Below are 17,700 nucleotides of genomic sequence, written 5' to 3'. Positions count from 1 at the left end.
CACCGCCCTCCCCTGCCGTAAGTCTGGATGCCATGCTGACCTGGTTACAACGCAACAAGCTTGATTTCCCCCCATTGGAAAAGGCCATGCGCGAGCCCAACGGGCTGCTGGCTGCGGGCGGTGATCTGTCCGCCGATCGCCTGATTCAGGCCTATCGTCACGGCTGCTTCCCTTGGTTTTCCGAGGGGCAACCGATCCTCTGGTGGTCCCCCGACCCACGCACCGTGCTACTGCCGGACGAGCTGCATGTCTCCCGCAGCCTGGGCAAGCTGTTGCGCAAACAGCGCTATCAAGTGACATTCGACCAGGACTTCGCTGCGGTCATCAGTGCCTGCGCAGCACCTCGGGCTTATGCCGACGGCACCTGGATCAGCGAGGCGATGCAACAGGCCTATTTGCAATTGCATAAGCGCGGTTATGCCCATTCGGTGGAAGTCTGGGATCAAGGCACGTTGGTGGGAGGGCTGTACGGCCTGGCCATGGGCCAACTGTTTTTTGGCGAATCGATGTTCAGCCGTGCCGACAACGCCTCGAAATTCGGATTCGCCACTCTGGTACAGCAGCTGAAGGAGTGGGGATTTGTATTGATCGACTGCCAGATGCCTACCGAGCATCTGCACAGCCTGGGTGCGCGCTCCATTTCCCGACCTGAGTTCGCCGACTACCTCGCGCGTCACCTGGATCAGCCGAGCCGCGCCACATGGGTTTCCTAGGCGGGTTTGACGGCTGTGGCTTACACTTAATTTCAAAGCTTATTCCGAGGGTTGACTCATGACCGAGTTGGCGCGCCTGAAGTTTTATGCCACTCAACCCCATTCTTGCAGCTACCTGCCCGACGAACAGGCCACCACCTTGTTCCTCGATCCCAGCCAGCCCATGGACGTGCATGTCTACGCAGATCTGTCGGAAATGGGGTTTCGTCGCAGCGGCGATCACCTGTACCGCCCCCACTGCCAAAACTGCAACGCTTGCGTCCCGGCGCGCATTCCAGTGGCGCAGTTCCTACCCAATCGTCAGCAAAAACGCATTCTCAAACGCAACAGCGACCTGAGCGTACAAGCGGCCAAACCTGGCTTCAGCGAAGAGTACTTCGACCTTTACCAACGCTACATCGAGCAACGCCACGCCGACGGCGACATGTTCCCCCCCAGCCGCGACCAATTCTCGACCTTCCTGGTGCGTGACCTGCCGTTTTCCCGCTTCTACGAGTTCCGCCTGGAGGGGCGCCTGCTGGCAGTGGCCGTTACCGATCTATTGCCCAACGGGCTTTCGGCGGTCTACACCTTCTATGAACCCGATGAAGAGCGCCGCAGCCTGGGGCGCTACGCGATCCTCTGGCAAATCGGCGAAACCCTGCGCCTGGGACTGGACGCGGTGTACCTCGGCTACTGGATCAAAAACTGCAAAAAGATGAACTACAAGACCCAATATCGCCCCATAGAGCTGCTGGTTAACCAGAGATGGGTGATCCTCAACTAGAAGGTCTTGGCTTAAACCCCACTTTTCGGGCACAATGCACGCCGCTTTTGCCTGGCGCAGTTGCACCGGGCCATTCATTGGACACCGAGGGCTTTACTGCATGTCGAAAGAAGACAGCTTCGAAATGGAAGGCACTGTCGTCGACACCCTGCCCAACACCATGTTTCGTGTGGAGTTGGAAAATGGGCACGTCGTAACCGCGCATATTTCCGGCAAGATGCGCAAGAACTACATTCGTATTCTTACCGGTGACAAAGTGCGCGTCGAGCTGACGCCCTATGACTTGAGCAAAGGGCGCATCACTTACCGCGCTCGCTAAGCAAGTCAATACAAGACGCCCGGTTATGCCGGGCGTTTTTGTTCGTCTCGAATAAACCGGCAAACCCCAGATAGCACAAAGGCACCCTCCGGTGCCTTTGGCGGTACTGCTGCGTTACGCGGCCATCAAGCCATTTCCGCCGTGGTCTCGAAATCGAAGGTCAACTCGCCATCCTTGATGTCGATGTGTACCACACCGCCATGATCGGACAATTCGCCAAACAGGATCTCCTCGGCCAGGGGACGTTTGATCTTGTCCTGGATCAAACGCGCCATCGGGCGTGCACCCATGGCCACGTCGTAACCACCGGCGGCCAGCCAGCTGCGAGCGGCATCGGTCACTTCCAACTGTACGCGCTTGTCTTCCAACTGCGCTTGAAGCTCGGTAAGGAACTTGTCCACCACGCTCTTGATCACTTCGTGGCTCAGGCGACCGAACTGGATAATGGTGTCCAGACGGTTGCGGAACTCTGGCGTAAAGCTCTTCTTGATCACTTCCATGGCATCGGAAGAGTGATCCTGATGAGTGAAGCCGATAGAGGCTCGCGCCGCGGTTTCAGCACCGGCGTTGGTGGTCATGATGACGATCACATTGCGGAAATCCGCCTTGCGCCCGTTGTTGTCGGTCAGGGTGCCGTGATCCATCACCTGCAGCAGCAGGTTGAAGACTTCCGGATGCGCCTTCTCGATTTCATCGAGCAGCAATACGCAATGCGGCTGCTTGGTGATCGCTTCGGTCAGCAAGCCACCCTGGTCGAAACCGACGTAGCCGGGAGGCGCACCAATCAAGCGCGATACGGTGTGCCGCTCCATGTACTCGGACATGTCGAAGCGCACCAGTTCGATACCCATGGCCTTGGCCAACTGCCGGGCCGCTTCGGTCTTGCCGACACCGGTAGGACCGGCGAACAGGAACGAACCCACCGGTTTGTCCGGAGACTTAAGGCCCGCACGGGACAACTTGATGGCGGTAGACAGCGAATCAATCGCCGCATCCTGGCCAAACACCGTCAACTTGAGATCGCGTTCAAGGTTGCGCAGCAGCTCTTTATCGGAACTGGTGACATGTTTTGGCGGAATACGGGCAATTTTCGCCACGATATCCTCGACCTGAGCCACCTCGATGCGCTTCACGCGCTTCTCGGCCGGCTGCAGACGCTGGTAGGCCCCCGCCTCATCGATGACGTCGATGGCCTTGTCCGGCATATGCCGGTCATTGATGTAGCGCGAGGCCAGTTCAGCCGCGGCACGCAGGGCTTCATCACTGTATTCGATGCTGTGATGCTGCTCGAAGCGACCTTTGAGACCGCGCAGGATGCCAATGGTGTCCTCGACCGAAGGCTCGGACACATCGACCTTCTGGAAGCGCCGAGCCAGGGCCCGGTCCTTCTCGAAGATCCCACGGAATTCCTGGAAGGTGGTCGAACCGATGCAACGGATATCACCCGAGGACAGCAGCGGCTTGAGCAGATTCGAGGCATCCATTACCCCACCGGAGGCCGCACCGGCACCGATAATGGTATGGATCTCGTCAATGAACAGAATTGCCTGGGGACGCTTCTTCAATTCGCCCAGCAACGCCTTGAAGCGCTTCTCGAAATCGCCACGGTATTTGGTACCCGCCAGCAACGCCCCGAGATCCAGGGAGTAGACAACGCTATTGGCCAGCAGATCTGGAACCTGATTGTCGACAATGCGCTTGGCCAAGCCTTCGGCAATGGCGGTCTTGCCCACACCCGCCTCACCCACCAACAACGGATTGTTTTTGCGTCGACGAGCGAGGATCTGAGCAACGCGCTCCACCTCCTGCTCGCGACCCACCAACGGATCAATCCGCCCTTGACGGGCCAATTCGTTGAGGTTGCTGGCATAGGCATCCAGAGGATTGCCCGAAGAAGACGACTCACCACCCTCTTCGTCCTGCATATCCTGTTCACCTTCAGAATGATCACCATGCCCAGGCACCTTGGAAATGCCATGGGCGATGTAATTGACCACATCGATACGGGCAACGCTCTGCTGTTTCAGCAGGAAGACTGCCTGACTCTCTTGCTCACTGAAGATTGCCACCAGCACATTGGCGCCGGTGACTTCACGCTTGCCCGAGCTCTGTACATGAAAGACAGCACGTTGCAGCACACGCTGGAAACCCAGGGTTGGCTGAGTCTCGCGATCCTCGTCGTGCACAGGAATCAGCGGCGTGGTGGAGTCGATGAACTCCTGCAGGTCGTGCTTGAGTTTGTCGAGGTTTGCTCCGCAGGCACGTAAAACGGTGGCGGCGGCCTCATTATCCAAAAGAGCCAACAGAAGGTGCTCGACGGTCATGAATTCATGACGCTTCGAACGGGCCTCCTTGAAGGCGAGATTGAGGGTGACTTCGAGCTCGCGGTTTAACATAGCTTCACCTCATACCCAAGTGGTCGGCGTTAACCGTCCTTCTCGATTTCACAGAGTAGCGGATGCTGGCTTTCCCGGGCGTACTGGTTGACCTGCATGGCCTTGGTCTCGGCGATGTCGCGGGTAAACAATCCACACACTGCCCGCCCTTCGGTATGGACGGCCAGCATGACCTTGGTCGCCAGCTCGCGATTCAGGTTAAAAAACATCTCGAGCACTTCGACGACGAAATCCATCGGGGTGTAGTCATCGTTGAACAAAACCACCTTGTACATCGGCGGCGCCTGTAACGCAGGCTTAGCTTCCTGTACAGCCAAGCCAGCGGAATCGTCGTCGTGCAAGTCCGGGCGATCCTGATTGAATGTTAGTCGAATCTGGCTGATTGCATGCATGGAAAGAAAGGTTCGTCAGTTGTGCAAATACAGTGGTGGGGGCGCCCTGGACGGAATTCAACTCCGACCGCCGGGTCACCTTGACTATCGGCAAAACGGTGTTACAACCAATAGGGCCCACATTGGGTAATAAACGTCCGCGGCGTCAACCTTTTTACCAAGTTTGGCGGCGGATGAACTGGATGATACTCCAGTGATGGAGTCTGTTGCAGAGGGATATGAGTATGGCTAGCGGTAAGGTCAAGTGGTTCAACAATGCCAAGGGTTATGGCTTTATTAATGAGGAGGGCAAGACTGACGATCTGTTTGCCCATTACTCGGCCATCGATATGGATGGCTACAAGACCTTGAAAGCCGGGCAGGCAGTGAGCTTCGAGATCATCCAAGGCCCCAAGGGGCTGCATGCAATCAAAATCAGCGCCTTGAAGGTACCCGGCGAAATCGTCACCGCCGAGGTCCAGACCGAAAGCGCCCTGAGCTGATTCATCCAACATCCAGTCATAAAAAAACCGGCCGACTCAAGGGATTGAGTCGGCCGGTTTGCTTTCAGCCCAAATTCGCTTACATGTGCGAGATCAGTGCATCACCGAATGCCGACGAAGACAGCAGGGTCGCTCCCTCCATCAGACGCTCGAAGTCATAAGTCACGGTCTTGGCCGAGATGGCGCCGTTGGTGCCCTTGATGATCAGGTCGGCCGCTTCGGTCCAGCCCATGTGGCGCAGCATCATCTCCGCGGAGAGAATCAGCGAGCCCGGATTGACCTGGTCCTTGCCGGCATACTTGGGCGCGGTGCCGTGGGTCGCTTCGAACATGGCCACGGTGTCAGAAAGGTTGGCACCCGGAGCGATACCGATACCACCCACTTCCGCCGCCAGGGCGTCGGACAGGTAGTCACCGTTGAGGTTGAGGGTGGCGATCACATCGTATTCGGCCGGGCGCAGCAGGATCTGCTGGAGCATGGCGTCGGCGATAGCATCCTTGACGATGACGTTCTTGCCGGTTTTCGGGTTCTTGAACTGCATCCAAGGACCGCCGTCCAGCAGGGTTGCGCCGAACTCTTCAGCCGCCACTTCATAGGCCCACTCTTTGAAGGCACCTTCGGTGAACTTCATGATGTTGCCTTTGTGGACGATGGTCAGCGAGTCGCGGTCGTTATCCACTACATACTGCAGCGCCTTGCGCGCCAGACGCTTGGTGCCCTGCAGGGAAACCGGCTTGACGCCGATACCGCAGTTTTCGTCGAAACGGATCTTGGTGACGCCCATTTCTTCTTTAAGGAACTTGATGACCTTGGTGGCTTCTGCCGTACCGGCCTTCCATTCGATACCGGCGTAAATGTCTTCGGAGTTTTCACGGAAGATGGTCATGTCCACATCGCCAGGCTTTTTCACCGGGCTAGGCACGCCTTCGAACCAGCGCACCGGGCGCAGGCATACATACAGGTCCAACTGTTGACGCAGGGCCACGTTCAGGGAACGGATGCCACCACCGACCGGAGTGGTCAGCGGGCCCTTGATGGAAACCACGTAGTCCTTCACCGCGTCCAGGGTTTCCTGAGGCAGCCAGGTATCCTGGTCGTACACTTGAGTCGCTTTTTCCCCGGCATACACTTCCATCCAGGAAATCTTGCGTTCGCCGCCGTAAGCCTTCTTAACCGCAGCATCGACAACCTTGATCATGACCGGGCTGATATCAACACCAATACCGTCGCCTTCGATGAAAGGAATAATCGGGTTGTTAGGAACATTGAGAGAATGGTCTGCGTTGACGGTGATTTTGTCGCCGACTGCTGGAACCTGAATCTTCTTGTATCCCATGCTGAACTCCGTTGTGTGGATTGAACATCTGGCTGCGTTCGAGCGTAACCCAGTTGAATCTGGACGGGAACCTCATGTTCCACCCATATGCCGTGAAAGCTGCACAGTTCGCGGCCTACAAGCCTGAAAGCAAAGGGAAAAGTGCCAAAATCGAGCACCTCGAGCGACTCTACGCCTACCCCCCGCCTGCGACCTTTAGACCAATGGACGAGAACGGGCTCCTATGAAGCATCGGCGTTTTGCTAGCTACCTATGTATAATGCCGCCGCTGACCACAGAGTCACGACGGCCGAACGCTCTGCTACCGAAAAAAACAAGCCGAGAATGGCCGCCCAAAGCCGGGTTGTTACCGCAGCCCACCCGCTTGACGCTCGACTGATGCACCCAACATCACCGCGAAGAAACCTCGACATTCGGCTCATGGATGACCTTTGAACGAAAGCGCTTACCCGGCGCACCTCGAGTTTCTGCGCACGCTTTAGCAAAGAAGAGAGTTAATCCGAATATGCCCACCCGCTCGAAGATCATCTACACCTTCACCGACGAAGCCCCGGCCCTCGCCACCTATTCCCTGCTGCCTATCGTAGAAGCCTTCACCGCTTCGGCTGATATCGCCGTGGAAACCCGCGACATCTCCCTGGCCGGCCGCATCCTCGCCAGCTTCCCTGAGCAGTTGGGTGCCAAAGCGGTACCGGACCACCTTGCCGAACTGGGCGAACTGGCCGTTACCCCGGAAGCCAACATCATCAAGCTGCCGAACATCAGCGCCTCGGTACCGCAACTGCAAGCCGCGATCAAGGAACTGCAGGCCCAGGGCTATGCCCTGCCGGACTACCCGGAAACCGTGACCTGCGACGCCGACAAAGACGCCAAGGCGCGTTACGACAAGGTCAAGGGCAGCGCCGTGAACCCGGTTCTGCGTGAAGGCAACTCCGACCGCCGCGCTCCGCTGTCGGTGAAGAACTACGCGCGCAAGCACCCGCACAAGATGGGCGCCTGGGCCAAGGACTCCAAGTCCCACGTTGCCCACATGAGCAACGGCGACTTCTACGGCAGCGAAAAAGCCGCCCTGATCGAAGCCGCAGACAGCGTCAAGATCGAACTGATCGCCCAAGACGGTACCGCCACCGTCCTGAAAGAAAAAACCACCGTGCAAGCCGGTGAGATCCTCGACTGCGCCGTGATGAGCAAAAAGGCCCTGCGCGCCTTCATCGCCGCCGAAATCGAAGACGCCAAGAAACAAGGCGTACTGCTGTCGGTGCACCTCAAAGCCACCATGATGAAAGTCTCCGACCCAATCATGTTCGGCCAGATCGTTGCCGAGTTCTATCAGGACGCCCTGAGCAAGCACGCCGCCGTCCTGCAAGAAATCGGCTTCAACCTGAACAACGGCATCGGCGACCTGTACGCCCGCATCAAGGCCCTGCCGGCCGATCAGCAAGCCGCGATCGAAGCCGACATCCAGGCCGTCTATGCAGCCCGCCCAGCCCTGGCCATGGTCAACTCCGATAAAGGCATCACCAACCTGCACGTGCCGAGCGACGTGATCGTCGACGCCTCGATGCCGGCGATGATCCGTGACTCCGGCAAGATGTGGGGCACCGACGGCCAACTGCACGACACCAAGGCAGTGATCCCGGACCGTTGCTACGCCACCATCTACCAGGCCGTGATCGAAGACTGCAAAGCCAATGGCGCGTTCGATCCGACCACCATGGGCAGCGTGCCGAACGTTGGCCTGATGGCGAAAAAAGCCGAAGAGTACGGCTCCCACGACAAGACCTTCGAAATCAAGGCTGATGGCGTGGTTCGCGTGACCGACAGCCAAGGCAAGCTGCTGCTGGAGCAGAAAGTCGAAGCCGGCGACATCTTCCGCATGTGTCAGACCAAAGACGCGCCGATCCAGGACTGGGTCAAGCTGGCCGTCAACCGTGCTCGCGCCAGCAGCACCCCAGCGATCTTCTGGCTGGACCCGATGCGCGCCCACGACGGCGTGATGATCGAAAAAGTTCAGGCCTACCTGAAAGATCACGACACCAGCGACCTGGACATCCGCATCATGTCCCCGGTTGAAGCCATGAAGTTCACCCTGGCCCGCACCCGCGACGGCAAGGACACCATCTCGGTGACCGGCAACGTACTGCGCGACTACCTGACCGACCTGTTCCCGATCATGGAACTGGGCACCAGCGCCAAGATGCTGTCGATCGTGCCACTGATGAACGGTGGCGGCCTGTTCGAAACCGGCGCCGGCGGTTCGGCCCCGAAGCACGTGCAACAGCTGCTGGAAGAGAACTTCCTGCGCTGGGATTCCCTGGGTGAGTTCCTGGCCCTGGCCGCTTCCCTCGAGCACCTGGGCAACACCTACAACAACCCGAAAGCCCTGGTACTGGCCAAGACCCTGGACCAGGCTACCGGTCAGTTCCTCGACAACAACAAGTCGCCATCGCGCAAAGTCGGCAACATCGACAACCGCGGCAGCCACTTCTACCTGGCGCTGTACTGGGCACAAGCCCTGGCCGCCCAGACCGAGGATGCTGCCCTGCAAGCGCAGTTCAGCACCCTGGCCAAGACCCTGACCGAGAACGAAGCGACCATCGTCGCCGAGCTCAACGCCGTACAGGGCAAGCCTGTGGACATCGGTGGCTACTACAGCGCCAACCCTGAGCTGGTGAGCCAGGCCATGCGCCCGAGCGCCACCCTCAACGCGGCCATCGCTGCGCTGGTGTAAGCAGAAGCGAACACACAAACCCCGGCCCCGCGCCGGGGTTTGTGCTTCTGGGCCCACAAGCAGCCGGCTTGTCGGCGAACGCCTCCACGCCGGACATGCGGCGCTCGCTTCGCCGACAAGCCGCCGCCTAAAATGCCCGCCTCTTATAAAGGAGTGCCCTTATGGAATGGCAACCCCATATCACTGTCGCCACCATCGTCGAAGACCAGGGCCACTTCCTGTTCGTCGAGGAATACTCGGGCGAACAGGCCGTGCTCAATCAGCCTGCCGGACACCTGGATGCCAATGAAAGCCTGCTCCAGGCGGCCATCCGCGAAACCCTGGAGGAAACCGGCTGGGACGTGGAGTTGACCGGCGTGGTCGGCATCTACCTGTACACCGCCCCCAGCAACGGCGTGACCTACCAGCGCGTGTGCTTCGCCGCCAAGCCACTGCGCCACCGTCCGGACTATCAGCTGGATGACGGCATCATCGGCCCACGCTGGATGAGCCGCGAGCAACTGCTGGAGCAACGGGCCAACTGGCGCAGCGAGCTGATCCTGCAGTGCCTGGACGATTACCTGGACGGCCAACTGCACAGCCTGGCGCTGATCCGACCAATGCTTTAACCGCAGTTTTAGCCTTGCAGGCCTCAGCCTGTTAGAATCGCGTCCTTTTTCAAGACACCCATTGAATTCCTATGCGTGATCCAGCCCCTTCTGACACCCAAAAGAAGCGCGTCATTGTCGGCATGTCCGGCGGCGTGGATTCTTCCGTTTCCGCCCTCCTGCTGATGGAGCAGGGATACCAGGTGGAAGGCCTGTTCATGAAGAACTGGGAGGAAGACGACGGAACCGAGTACTGCACTGCCATGGACGACCTGGCGGACGCCCAGGCCGTGTGCGACAAGCTTGGCATCAAGCTGCACACCGCCAACTTCGCCGCCGAGTACTGGGACAACGTGTTCGAGCACTTCCTGGCCGAATACAAGGCCGGTCGCACGCCGAACCCGGACATCCTCTGCAACCGCGAAATCAAGTTCAAGGCGTTCCTCGACTACGCCATGATGCTCGGCGCCGACCTGATCGCCACCGGCCACTATGTGCGCCGTCGCGACATCGACGGCCGCACCGAACTGCTCAAGGGCCTGGACCCGAACAAGGACCAGAGCTACTTCCTGCACGCCGTTGGCGGCGAGCAGATCGCCAAGACCCTGTTCCCGGTGGGCGAGCTGGAAAAACCCGAAGTACGCGCCATCGCCGAGAAACACGACCTGGCCACGGCAAAGAAGAAAGACTCCACCGGCATCTGCTTTATCGGTGAGCGGCGCTTCAGCGACTTCCTCAAGCAATACCTGCCGGCCCAGCCCGGCGAGATCAAGACCACCGAAGGTGAAGTCATCGGCCGCCATCACGGCCTGATGTACCACACCATCGGCCAACGCCAGGGCCTGGGCATCGGCGGCCTGAAAGACGCCGGCGAAGAGCCGTGGTACGTGTTGATCAAGGACCTGGAGCACAACGAGTTGATCGTTGGCCAGGGCAACGATCACCCATGGCTGTTCTCTCGCGCCCTGCTGGCTTCCGACATCTATTGGGTCAACCCTATCGACCTGAGCCAGCCACGGCGCCTGACCGCCAAGGTGCGCTACCGCCAGAGCGACCAGCCCTGCACCCTGGAAAAGACCGCCAACGGCTACCGCGCCACCTTCGACGACCCGCAGCGCGCCGTAACCCCCGGCCAGTCCGTGGTGTTCTACGACGGTGAAATCTGCCTTGGCGGCGGCGTCATCGAAGTCGCCGAACCCTGGAGCAGCAAGGACGTCCGTCCATGAGCCCGATTCAGGAGCAACTGACGGCGCTGGGTGGGGTATTCCTCGCAGCGGTGCTGGTGGACCGCATCGCCAAGACCGGCCAGGTCAGCGAAGCTGCCTTGAGCTGCATGCTCGGCAGCCTGCTGATCCGTGATCCGAAGGACACCCTGGAAGTCTATGGCGGCGACGACATCAACCTGCGCGAGGGCTACCGCGCCCTGATCGGCGCGCTGGAGCGCGACCCCAGCACTCTGCAACGCGAGCCGCTGCGCTACGCCTTGTCGATGCTTGGCCTGGAACGTCAGCTGGCCAAGCGCGAAGACCTGCTGGAAACCATCGGCAAGCGCCTGCCGCAGATCCAGTCCCAGGTCGAACACTTCGGCCCGGCCCACGAAAACGTCATTGCCGCGTGCGGCGGGCTGTACCAGGACACCCTGAGCACCCTACGCCAGCGCATTCAGGTACATGGCGACATGCGCAACCTGCAGCAACCGAGCAATGCCTCGAAAATTCGCGCCCTGCTGCTGGCCGGCATTCGTTCCGCACGCCTGTGGCGCCAGTTGGGCGGCCATCGCTGGCAACTGGTGATCAGCCGGCGCAAATTGCTCAAAGAGCTTTATCCATTGATGCGCAGCAGCTGAGCTGCGCCTGATTTTTCAAGAGCTGCGCGTAAGACGCTGGTCAGTTGGCAACGGACCTGCGGATATTTTCATGTATGATACGCGCCCCATTTCGTTGCCCGACTGTCCGAGAACACCCCATGCAGCTCTCTTCGCTCACTGCGGTTTCCCCTGTTGACGGCCGCTACGCCGGCAAAACCCAGGCCCTGCGCCCCATTTTCAGCGAATACGGCCTGATCCGTGCTCGCGTCCTCGTTGAAGTGCGCTGGCTCCAGCGCCTGGCCGCCCACAGCGCCATCAGCGAAGTGCCGGCGTTCTCCGCCGAAGCCAACGCCGTCCTCAATGCCCTGGCAGAGAACTTCTCCCTGGAGCACGCCGAGCGCGTCAAAGAGATCGAGCGCACCACCAACCACGACGTCAAGGCCATCGAGTACCTGCTCAAGGAACAAGCCGCCAAGCTGCCTGAGCTGGCCAACGTCAGTGAATTCATCCACTTCGCCTGCACCAGCGAGGACATCAACAACCTGTCCCACGCCCTGATGCTGCGCGAAGGCCGTGATGACGTGATGCTGCCGCTGATGCGCCAGACCGCCAACGCCATCCGCGAACTGGCGATCCGTTTCGCCGAAGTGCCGATGCTGTCGCGCACCCACGGTCAGCCGGCCTCGCCGACCACCCTGGGCAAGGAACTGGCCAACGTCGTGTACCGTCTGGAGCGCCAGATCGCTCAAGTCGCCGCCGTACCACTGCTGGGCAAGATCAACGGCGCCGTGGGCAACTACAACGCCCACCTGTCGGCCTATCCGGACATCGACTGGGAAGCCAATGCCCGCGCCTTCATCGAAGACGAGCTGGGTCTGGCCTTCAACCCCTACACCACGCAGATCGAGCCGCACGACTACATTGCCGAGCTGTTCGATGCCATCGCCCGCTTCAACACCATCCTGATCGACTTCGATCGCGATATCTGGGGCTACATCTCCCTGGGCTACTTCAAGCAACGCACCATTGCCGGCGAAATCGGTTCCTCGACCATGCCGCACAAGGTCAACCCGATCGACTTCGAAAACTCCGAAGGCAACCTGGGGATCGCCAACGCCCTGTTCCAGCACCTGGCGAGCAAGCTGCCGATCTCACGCTGGCAGCGCGACCTGACCGACTCCACCGTCCTGCGCAACCTGGGCGTGGGCTTCGCTCACAGCGTGATCGCCTACGAAGCCAGCCTAAAAGGCATCAGCAAACTGGAGCTCAACGCTTCGAGGATCGCCGAAGACCTGGACGCTTGCTGGGAAGTCCTGGCCGAGCCGATTCAGACCGTGATGCGTCGCTACAACATCGAAAATCCGTACGAAAAGCTCAAGGAACTGACCCGCGGCAAGGGTATCAGCCCTGAAGCGCTGCAGACTTTCATCGACGGGCTGGACATGCCGGCCGCGGCCAAGGCCGAGCTGAAGCAGCTCACCCCGGCCAGTTACATCGGCAATGCCGCGGCCCAGGCCAAGCGCATCTGACCGACTGCTCGACCTTTTGACGCCCGGCCGCGCCGGGCGTTTTTATTCCTGCTAGAAAAGTAAACTTTTTCAATAGGTTACAAATGAATCCTGACATTCCACTTCAACTTCTGGGCGGCATCACTGCACGGGAATTTCTGCGTGACTACTGGCAGAAGAAGCCCCTGCTGATCCGTCAGGCCCTGCCTGACTTCGAAAGCCCGATCGAACCTGACGAACTGGCCGGCCTGGCCCTGGAAGAAGAAGTCGAATCGCGCCTGGTGATCGAGAAAGGCGAACGTCCATGGGAACTGCGCCGCGGCCCGTTCGCCGAAGACGAGTTCAGCAAGCTGCCAGAGCGCGACTGGACCCTGCTGGTCCAGGCCGTTGACCAGTTCGTCCCGGAAGTCGCCGAGCTGCTGGAGCACTTCCGCTTCCTGCCGAGCTGGCGCATCGATGACGTGATGATCAGCTTCGCCGCACCGGGCGGTAACGTCGGCCCGCACTTTGACAACTACGACGTGTTCCTGCTGCAAGGCCACGGCAAGCGCAACTGGAAGATCGGCCAGATGTGCGACTCCGAGAGCCCGCTGCTGCAGCACGCGGACCTGCGCATCCTCGCCGAATTCGAAGAGACCGAAAGCTGGGTCCTGGAGCCGGGCGATATGCTCTACCTGCCCCCACGCCTGGCCCACTACGGCGTCGCGCTGAACGACTGCATGACCTACTCGGTGGGCTTCCGCGCCCCGAGCGCCGCTGAAGTGCTGACTCACTTCACCGACTTCCTCGGCCAGTTCCTGCCGGACGAAGAGCGCTACACCGACGCCGACGTGCAGCCGGCCAGCGACCCGCACCAGATCCAGCAGGACGCCCTCGATCGCCTCAAGGGCCTGCTGGCCGAGCACATGAGCGACGAGCGCCTGCTGCTGACCTGGTTCGGCCAGTTCATGACCGAGCCACGCTACCCGGAACTGGTGGTCGGCCCGGAACTGGAAGAGGACGACCTGCTGGGCAGCCTGGAACAGGGCGCGATCCTGATCCGCAATCCAAGCGCACGCCTGGCCTGGTCGGAGGTCGATGAAGACCTGCTGCTGTTCGCCAGCGGCCAAAGTCGCCTGCTTCCCGGTAAACTGCGCGAGCTGCTGAAAATGATTTGCGCCGCCGACGCCCTGCATATCGACAACCTCGGCCCTTGGCTGGCGGATGAAGATGGGCGCGGCCTGCTGTGTGAACTGGTCAAGCAAGGGAGCCTGGGGTTTGCCGATGAATAAGATTCACGTACGTGTCGCAGACTGGCAAAAGGATAACGCCGAGATCCGGCGCATTCGTGAAGCAGTGTTCATTGCCGAGCAATCGGTTCCGCCCGAACTGGAGTGGGACGCCGACGACGACAGCGCGGTGCACTTTCTGGCCTGCGAGGGTGATTTCCCTATCGGTACCGCGCGCCTGCTGCCGGACGGCCATGTCGGCCGGGTCTCGGTACTCAAGGACTGGCGCGGCCTCAAGGTCGGCGATGCGCTGATGCGTGCAGTGATCGACGAAGCCGAGAAGCGCGGCCTGAAGCAACAGATGCTCAGCGCCCAGGTCCAGGCCACACCATTCTACGAGCGCTTGGGCTTCTCGATTGTCAGCGAGGAGTTCCTCGAAGCGGGAATCCCCCACGTCGACATGGTTCGCGGCGCCTGACCGACAAGCCCCAGCGGCAATGGCCAGAGCGAACGCCCCGCCATCCCCTTGCGCCCACCAGGCGCAAGACCAGGATGCCGGGGCGTTTTGCCGTCTAGGATTCAACTTGCCCCACCCAAAGCCGACAAAGTGTCAAACTCAAGGCTTTACGCCAGCTACTCGCGGAGATAACGGATATGTCCCTACGCACCTTGCTCACGACGCTGCTGCTGACCTTCAGCTGCTCGGTCATGGCCGCCACCGAGATCGTGCCCCTCAACAACCGCACCAGCGCCGACCTGCTGCCGGTGGCGCAGAATTTTCTGGGCAAGGACGGCAAGGTCAGCGCCTATGGCAACCAACTGATCGTCAACGCCGAGCCGGGCAAGATCGCCGAACTGCGGGCCTTCATTGCGCAACTGGATACCGCGGCCAAGCGCCTGCTGATCACCGTCGACACCAACGAGAACAACTTCCAGGACAACCAGGGTTATTCGGTCAATGGTGCACCGCAAACGCGCATCATCAATCGCAGCACCGAGAGCCGCGATGGCGGCATCCAACAGGTCCAGGCCAGCGAAGGCGTGCCGGCGCTGATCCAGGTTGGCCAGAGCGTACCCCTGACCACCACCCAGACCGATCCCTACGGTCGCCTGCAAAACCAGACCCAATACCGCAACGTCACCCAGGGCTTCTACGTGACAGCCAGCGTCACCGGCGAGACCGTGCACCTGAGTATCAGCACCAACCGCGACCGTATGAGCCAGGAACGCCCTGATGTAGTGAACGTGCAAAGTACCGACACAACTGTCAGTGGGCGCCTCGGCGAGTGGATTACTCTGGCCGGGGTCAATCGCCAGACCCAGGCCGACAAGCAGGCCCTGGGCCGCAGCTACTCGACTCAAGGACGGGATGACATGACCTTGCGCGTCAAGGTCGACGCCTTGGACTAAAGCACCAAAAACTGACTGATTAGTCGTATTAGACCAAAGATGTAGTGCCATAAAAAAAGCACTACAAAACATTTGACGAGCCAAAAAACCGCGGGCATGATGGCCTCGCTCCCGCTAATCAGGGGCCCTGGCAAGGGCCTTCGGATCGCCGCTCTAACCTACCCACCTGAGCCGATTCGTGTCTGTACTGCCCACAAGGTGTGTTTGACGAGATTGCGACTGGAACGAAGTTGTCCCGAGGGACGGAAGCGTATTTAGGTCGATCGGCAACACACTGATGGAACGCACCAAGGCCCACGACGCCCGCATGCGCACCGCAGCTCGCCTTCACCTGCTCACTCTCCCCTCGAGCCCATCGTTCACCCGTCGCCATCCCGCCAGACCCGACTGGACCGCCTAAGCTTCCTGGTCAGCGAGCAGCCTTCCACGCAACGTTACGACGCGTGATCGGCGGAGCCGGAATTCTCCAACCAAGAACGACTTTTTACACAAGACGCGACGAGGTTTATCTCCATGGCACTGACACGCGAACAGCAAATTGCAGCCCTTGAAAAAGACTGGGCTGAAAACCCGCGCTGGAAAGGCGTGACTCGCACTTATTCCGCTGCCGACGTGGTCCGTCTGCGTGGTTCGGTCCAACCCGAGCACACCCTGGCACGCATGGGCGCCGAGAAGCTCTGGAACCTGGTCACCCAAGGTGCCAAGCCGTCCTTCCGTCCTGAGAAAGATTTCGTCAACTGCATGGGCGCCCTGACCGGTGGCCAGGCTGTTCAACAGGTCAAAGCCGGCATCCAGGCAATCTACCTGTCCGGCTGGCAAGTGGCTGCGGACAACAACTCCGCCGAATCCATGTACCCCGACCAGTCGCTGTACCCGGTGGATTCGGTTCCGACCGTGGTCAAGCGCATCAACAACTCGTTCCGTCGTGCCGACCAGATCCAGTGGAAAGCAGGCAAGAACCCGGGCGACGACGGCTACATCGACTACTTCGCGCCAATCGTGGCCGACGCTGAAGCCGGTTTCGGCGGCGTGCTGAACGCCTACGAGCTGATGAAGAGCATGATCGAAGCGGGCGCCGCCGGCGTTCACTTCGAAGACCAACTGGCTTCCGTGAAGAAGTGCGGCCACATGGGCGGCAAGGTGCTGGTTCCAACCCAGGAAGCCGTACAGAAGCTGACCGCTGCCCGCCTGGCGGCAGACGTTGCCGGTGTACCGACCATCATCCTGGCCCGTACCGATGCCAACGCTGCTGACCTGCTGACTTCGGACTGCGACCCGTACGACCAGCCGTTCGTGACCGGCACCCGCACCCAGGAAGGCTTCTACAAAGTGAAAGCCGGCCTGGATCAAGCGATCGCCCGCGGCCTGGCTTACGCTCCGTACGCCGACCTGATCTGGTGCGAAACCGCCAAGCCGGACCTGGACGAAGCTCGTCGTTTCGCCGAAGCGATCAAGAAGGAATACCCGGACCAAATCCTGTCGTACAACTGCTCGCCTTCCTTCAACTGGAAGAAAAACCTGGACGACGCGACCATCGCCAAGTTCCAGCGCGAACTGTCCGCCATGGGTTACAAGCACCAGTTCATCACCCTGGCCGGTATCCACAACATGTGGCACAGCATGTTCAACCTGGCGCACGACTACGCCCGCAACGACATGACTGCCTACGTGAAGCTGCAAGAGCAGGAATTCGCTGACGCCGCCAAAGGCTACACCTTCGTGGCTCACCAGCAGGAAGTGGGCACCGGCTACTTCGACGACATGACTACCGTGATCCAGGGTGGTTCGTCCTCGGTAACCGCTCTGACCGGTTCCACCGAAGAAGAGCAGTTCCATTGATTCCAGGCCTCGCGCCTTGATCGAGCGGCCAATGCAGGCCCGGTAAAAACAACTGCATTGCTGTACAACTGACGCCCCGACTGGTTCGGGGCGTTTTTTTGCCCGCCAAACCTGCAACAGCCAGCTTGCCGGCGAACCGCTCCCCTGCGGCCCCCCTTAAAAACCTCAAGGTGCCCGGCCCCTGCAAGAAAGCTCGCCAAACATTG

16 protein-coding genes are annotated in these 17,700 nt (G+C 60.0%); 13 read left to right on the top strand and 3 right to left on the bottom strand.

The window, feature by feature from the left end; genetic code table 11:
• Positions 1-32 precede the first annotated feature (32 nt).
• The 3 genes from aat to infA all read left to right on the top strand — a co-directional run bounded on the left by aat (position 33) and on the right by infA (position 1,798).
• Entirely contained in the window at positions 33-713 is a 681-nt protein-coding gene (gene aat / locus J5M73_RS21130; protein WP_102864731.1) for a leucyl/phenylalanyl-tRNA--protein transferase, read from the top strand.
• Positions 714-771: 58 nt separating this feature from the next.
• Positions 772-1,479 (top strand): arginyltransferase, encoded by a 708-nt coding sequence (locus J5M73_RS21125; RefSeq protein ID WP_102864730.1) that lies wholly within the window; start codon positions 772-774, stop codon positions 1,477-1,479.
• 100 nt (positions 1,480-1,579) lie between these two features.
• Positions 1,580-1,798: a translation initiation factor IF-1 gene (gene infA, locus J5M73_RS21120; RefSeq protein WP_002553999.1), complete on the top strand. Its 219-nt coding sequence runs from the start codon at positions 1,580-1,582 to the stop codon at positions 1,796-1,798.
• Between the two features lie 125 nt (positions 1,799-1,923).
• Here the strand turns inward: infA and clpA are convergent, their stop codons facing one another.
• Together clpA and clpS are read right to left on the bottom strand one after the other, a co-directional pair.
• Positions 1,924-4,194: an ATP-dependent Clp protease ATP-binding subunit ClpA gene (clpA, locus tag J5M73_RS21115; RefSeq protein WP_102864729.1), complete on the bottom strand. Its 2,271-nt coding sequence runs from the start codon at positions 4,192-4,194 to the stop codon at positions 1,924-1,926.
• 29 nt (positions 4,195-4,223) lie between these two features.
• Positions 4,224-4,586, bottom strand: coding sequence for an ATP-dependent Clp protease adapter ClpS (clpS, locus tag J5M73_RS21110; RefSeq protein ID WP_011062173.1), 363 nt, complete (start codon positions 4,584-4,586; stop codon positions 4,224-4,226).
• Between the two features lie 224 nt (positions 4,587-4,810).
• On the opposite strand from clpS, the gene cspD reads away from it, so the two are divergent.
• Positions 4,811-5,068: a cold shock domain-containing protein CspD gene (gene cspD / locus J5M73_RS21105; RefSeq protein WP_102864728.1), complete on the top strand. Its 258-nt coding sequence runs from the start codon at positions 4,811-4,813 to the stop codon at positions 5,066-5,068.
• A gap of 79 nt (positions 5,069-5,147) precedes the next feature.
• On the opposite strand, the gene icd is transcribed toward cspD, so the two are convergent.
• Positions 5,148-6,404, bottom strand: a complete 1,257-nt coding sequence (icd, locus tag J5M73_RS21100; protein ID WP_102864727.1) for an NADP-dependent isocitrate dehydrogenase — start codon at positions 6,402-6,404, stop codon at positions 5,148-5,150.
• A gap of 505 nt (positions 6,405-6,909) precedes the next feature.
• On the opposite strand from icd, the gene J5M73_RS21095 reads away from it, so the two are divergent.
• The 9 genes from J5M73_RS21095 to aceA all read left to right on the top strand — a co-directional run bounded on the left by J5M73_RS21095 (position 6,910) and on the right by aceA (position 17,494).
• On the top strand, positions 6,910-9,135 hold the full coding sequence (locus J5M73_RS21095; protein ID WP_102864726.1) for an NADP-dependent isocitrate dehydrogenase: 2,226 nt from the start codon (positions 6,910-6,912) through the stop codon (positions 9,133-9,135).
• 161 nt (positions 9,136-9,296) lie between these two features.
• Positions 9,297-9,743 (top strand): NUDIX hydrolase, encoded by a 447-nt coding sequence (locus J5M73_RS21090; protein WP_102864725.1) that lies wholly within the window; start codon positions 9,297-9,299, stop codon positions 9,741-9,743.
• 71 nt (positions 9,744-9,814) lie between these two features.
• Positions 9,815-10,948 carry a tRNA 2-thiouridine(34) synthase MnmA gene (mnmA, locus tag J5M73_RS21085; protein ID WP_102864724.1) on the top strand — a complete coding sequence of 378 codons (1,134 nt, stop codon included), beginning with the start codon at positions 9,815-9,817 and terminating at the stop codon, positions 10,946-10,948.
• Positions 10,945-11,568 (top strand): high frequency lysogenization protein HflD, encoded by a 624-nt coding sequence (hflD, locus tag J5M73_RS21080; protein ID WP_025126594.1) that lies wholly within the window; start codon positions 10,945-10,947, stop codon positions 11,566-11,568. Before mnmA ends, hflD begins: the two co-directional genes overlap by 4 nt.
• Before the next feature lie 119 nt (positions 11,569-11,687).
• Positions 11,688-13,058, top strand: a complete 1,371-nt coding sequence (gene purB, locus J5M73_RS21075) for an adenylosuccinate lyase (protein ID WP_102864723.1) — start codon at positions 11,688-11,690, stop codon at positions 13,056-13,058.
• 83 nt (positions 13,059-13,141) lie between these two features.
• Positions 13,142-14,308: a cupin domain-containing protein gene (locus J5M73_RS21070; RefSeq protein ID WP_102864722.1), complete on the top strand. Its 1,167-nt coding sequence runs from the start codon at positions 13,142-13,144 to the stop codon at positions 14,306-14,308.
• A complete protein-coding gene (locus J5M73_RS21065; RefSeq protein WP_102864721.1) occupies positions 14,301-14,723 on the top strand; it encodes a GNAT family N-acetyltransferase in 423 nt (140 codons plus the stop codon). The genes J5M73_RS21070 and J5M73_RS21065 overlap by 8 nt, the downstream gene beginning before the upstream one ends.
• A 176-nt stretch (positions 14,724-14,899) precedes the next feature.
• Positions 14,900-15,655 (top strand): secretin N-terminal domain-containing protein, encoded by a 756-nt coding sequence (locus J5M73_RS21060; RefSeq protein ID WP_102864720.1) that lies wholly within the window; start codon positions 14,900-14,902, stop codon positions 15,653-15,655.
• A gap of 513 nt (positions 15,656-16,168) precedes the next feature.
• Entirely contained in the window at positions 16,169-17,494 is a 1,326-nt protein-coding gene (aceA, locus tag J5M73_RS21055; protein ID WP_025126589.1) for an isocitrate lyase, read from the top strand.
• The last annotated feature ends 206 nt before the right edge of the window (positions 17,495-17,700 follow it).

The sequence above is a fragment of the Pseudomonas sp. 50_B genome, assembly GCF_017491625.1.
GTDB lineage: Bacteria > Pseudomonadota > Gammaproteobacteria > Pseudomonadales > Pseudomonadaceae > Aquipseudomonas > Aquipseudomonas danubii.
The sequence above is the reverse complement of the archived record's forward strand: the minus strand, read 5'-3'. Positions and strand labels throughout refer to the sequence as shown.

Bases quoted from the DNA above. Each gene is read 5' to 3' on its own strand.
- aat (WP_102864731.1), top strand. From the start codon at position 33: ATGCTGACCTGGTTACAACGCAACAAGCTTGATTTCCCCCCATTGGAA.
- J5M73_RS21125 (WP_102864730.1), top strand. From the start codon at position 772: ATGACCGAGTTGGCGCGCCTGAAGTTTTATGCCACTCAACCCCATTCT.
- infA (WP_002553999.1), top strand. From the start codon at position 1,580: ATGTCGAAAGAAGACAGCTTCGAAATGGAAGGCACTGTCGTCGACACC.
- clpA (WP_102864729.1), bottom strand. From the start codon at position 4,194: ATGTTAAACCGCGAGCTCGAAGTCACCCTCAATCTCGCCTTCAAGGAG.
- clpS (WP_011062173.1), bottom strand. From the start codon at position 4,586: ATGCATGCAATCAGCCAGATTCGACTAACATTCAATCAGGATCGCCCG.
- cspD (WP_102864728.1), top strand. From the start codon at position 4,811: ATGGCTAGCGGTAAGGTCAAGTGGTTCAACAATGCCAAGGGTTATGGC.
- icd (WP_102864727.1), bottom strand. From the start codon at position 6,404: ATGGGATACAAGAAGATTCAGGTTCCAGCAGTCGGCGACAAAATCACC.
- J5M73_RS21095 (WP_102864726.1), top strand. From the start codon at position 6,910: ATGCCCACCCGCTCGAAGATCATCTACACCTTCACCGACGAAGCCCCG.
- J5M73_RS21090 (WP_102864725.1), top strand. From the start codon at position 9,297: ATGGAATGGCAACCCCATATCACTGTCGCCACCATCGTCGAAGACCAG.
- mnmA (WP_102864724.1), top strand. From the start codon at position 9,815: ATGCGTGATCCAGCCCCTTCTGACACCCAAAAGAAGCGCGTCATTGTC.
- hflD (WP_025126594.1), top strand. From the start codon at position 10,945: ATGAGCCCGATTCAGGAGCAACTGACGGCGCTGGGTGGGGTATTCCTC.
- purB (WP_102864723.1), top strand. From the start codon at position 11,688: ATGCAGCTCTCTTCGCTCACTGCGGTTTCCCCTGTTGACGGCCGCTAC.
- J5M73_RS21070 (WP_102864722.1), top strand. From the start codon at position 13,142: ATGAATCCTGACATTCCACTTCAACTTCTGGGCGGCATCACTGCACGG.
- J5M73_RS21065 (WP_102864721.1), top strand. From the start codon at position 14,301: ATGAATAAGATTCACGTACGTGTCGCAGACTGGCAAAAGGATAACGCC.
- J5M73_RS21060 (WP_102864720.1), top strand. From the start codon at position 14,900: ATGTCCCTACGCACCTTGCTCACGACGCTGCTGCTGACCTTCAGCTGC.
- aceA (WP_025126589.1), top strand. From the start codon at position 16,169: ATGGCACTGACACGCGAACAGCAAATTGCAGCCCTTGAAAAAGACTGG.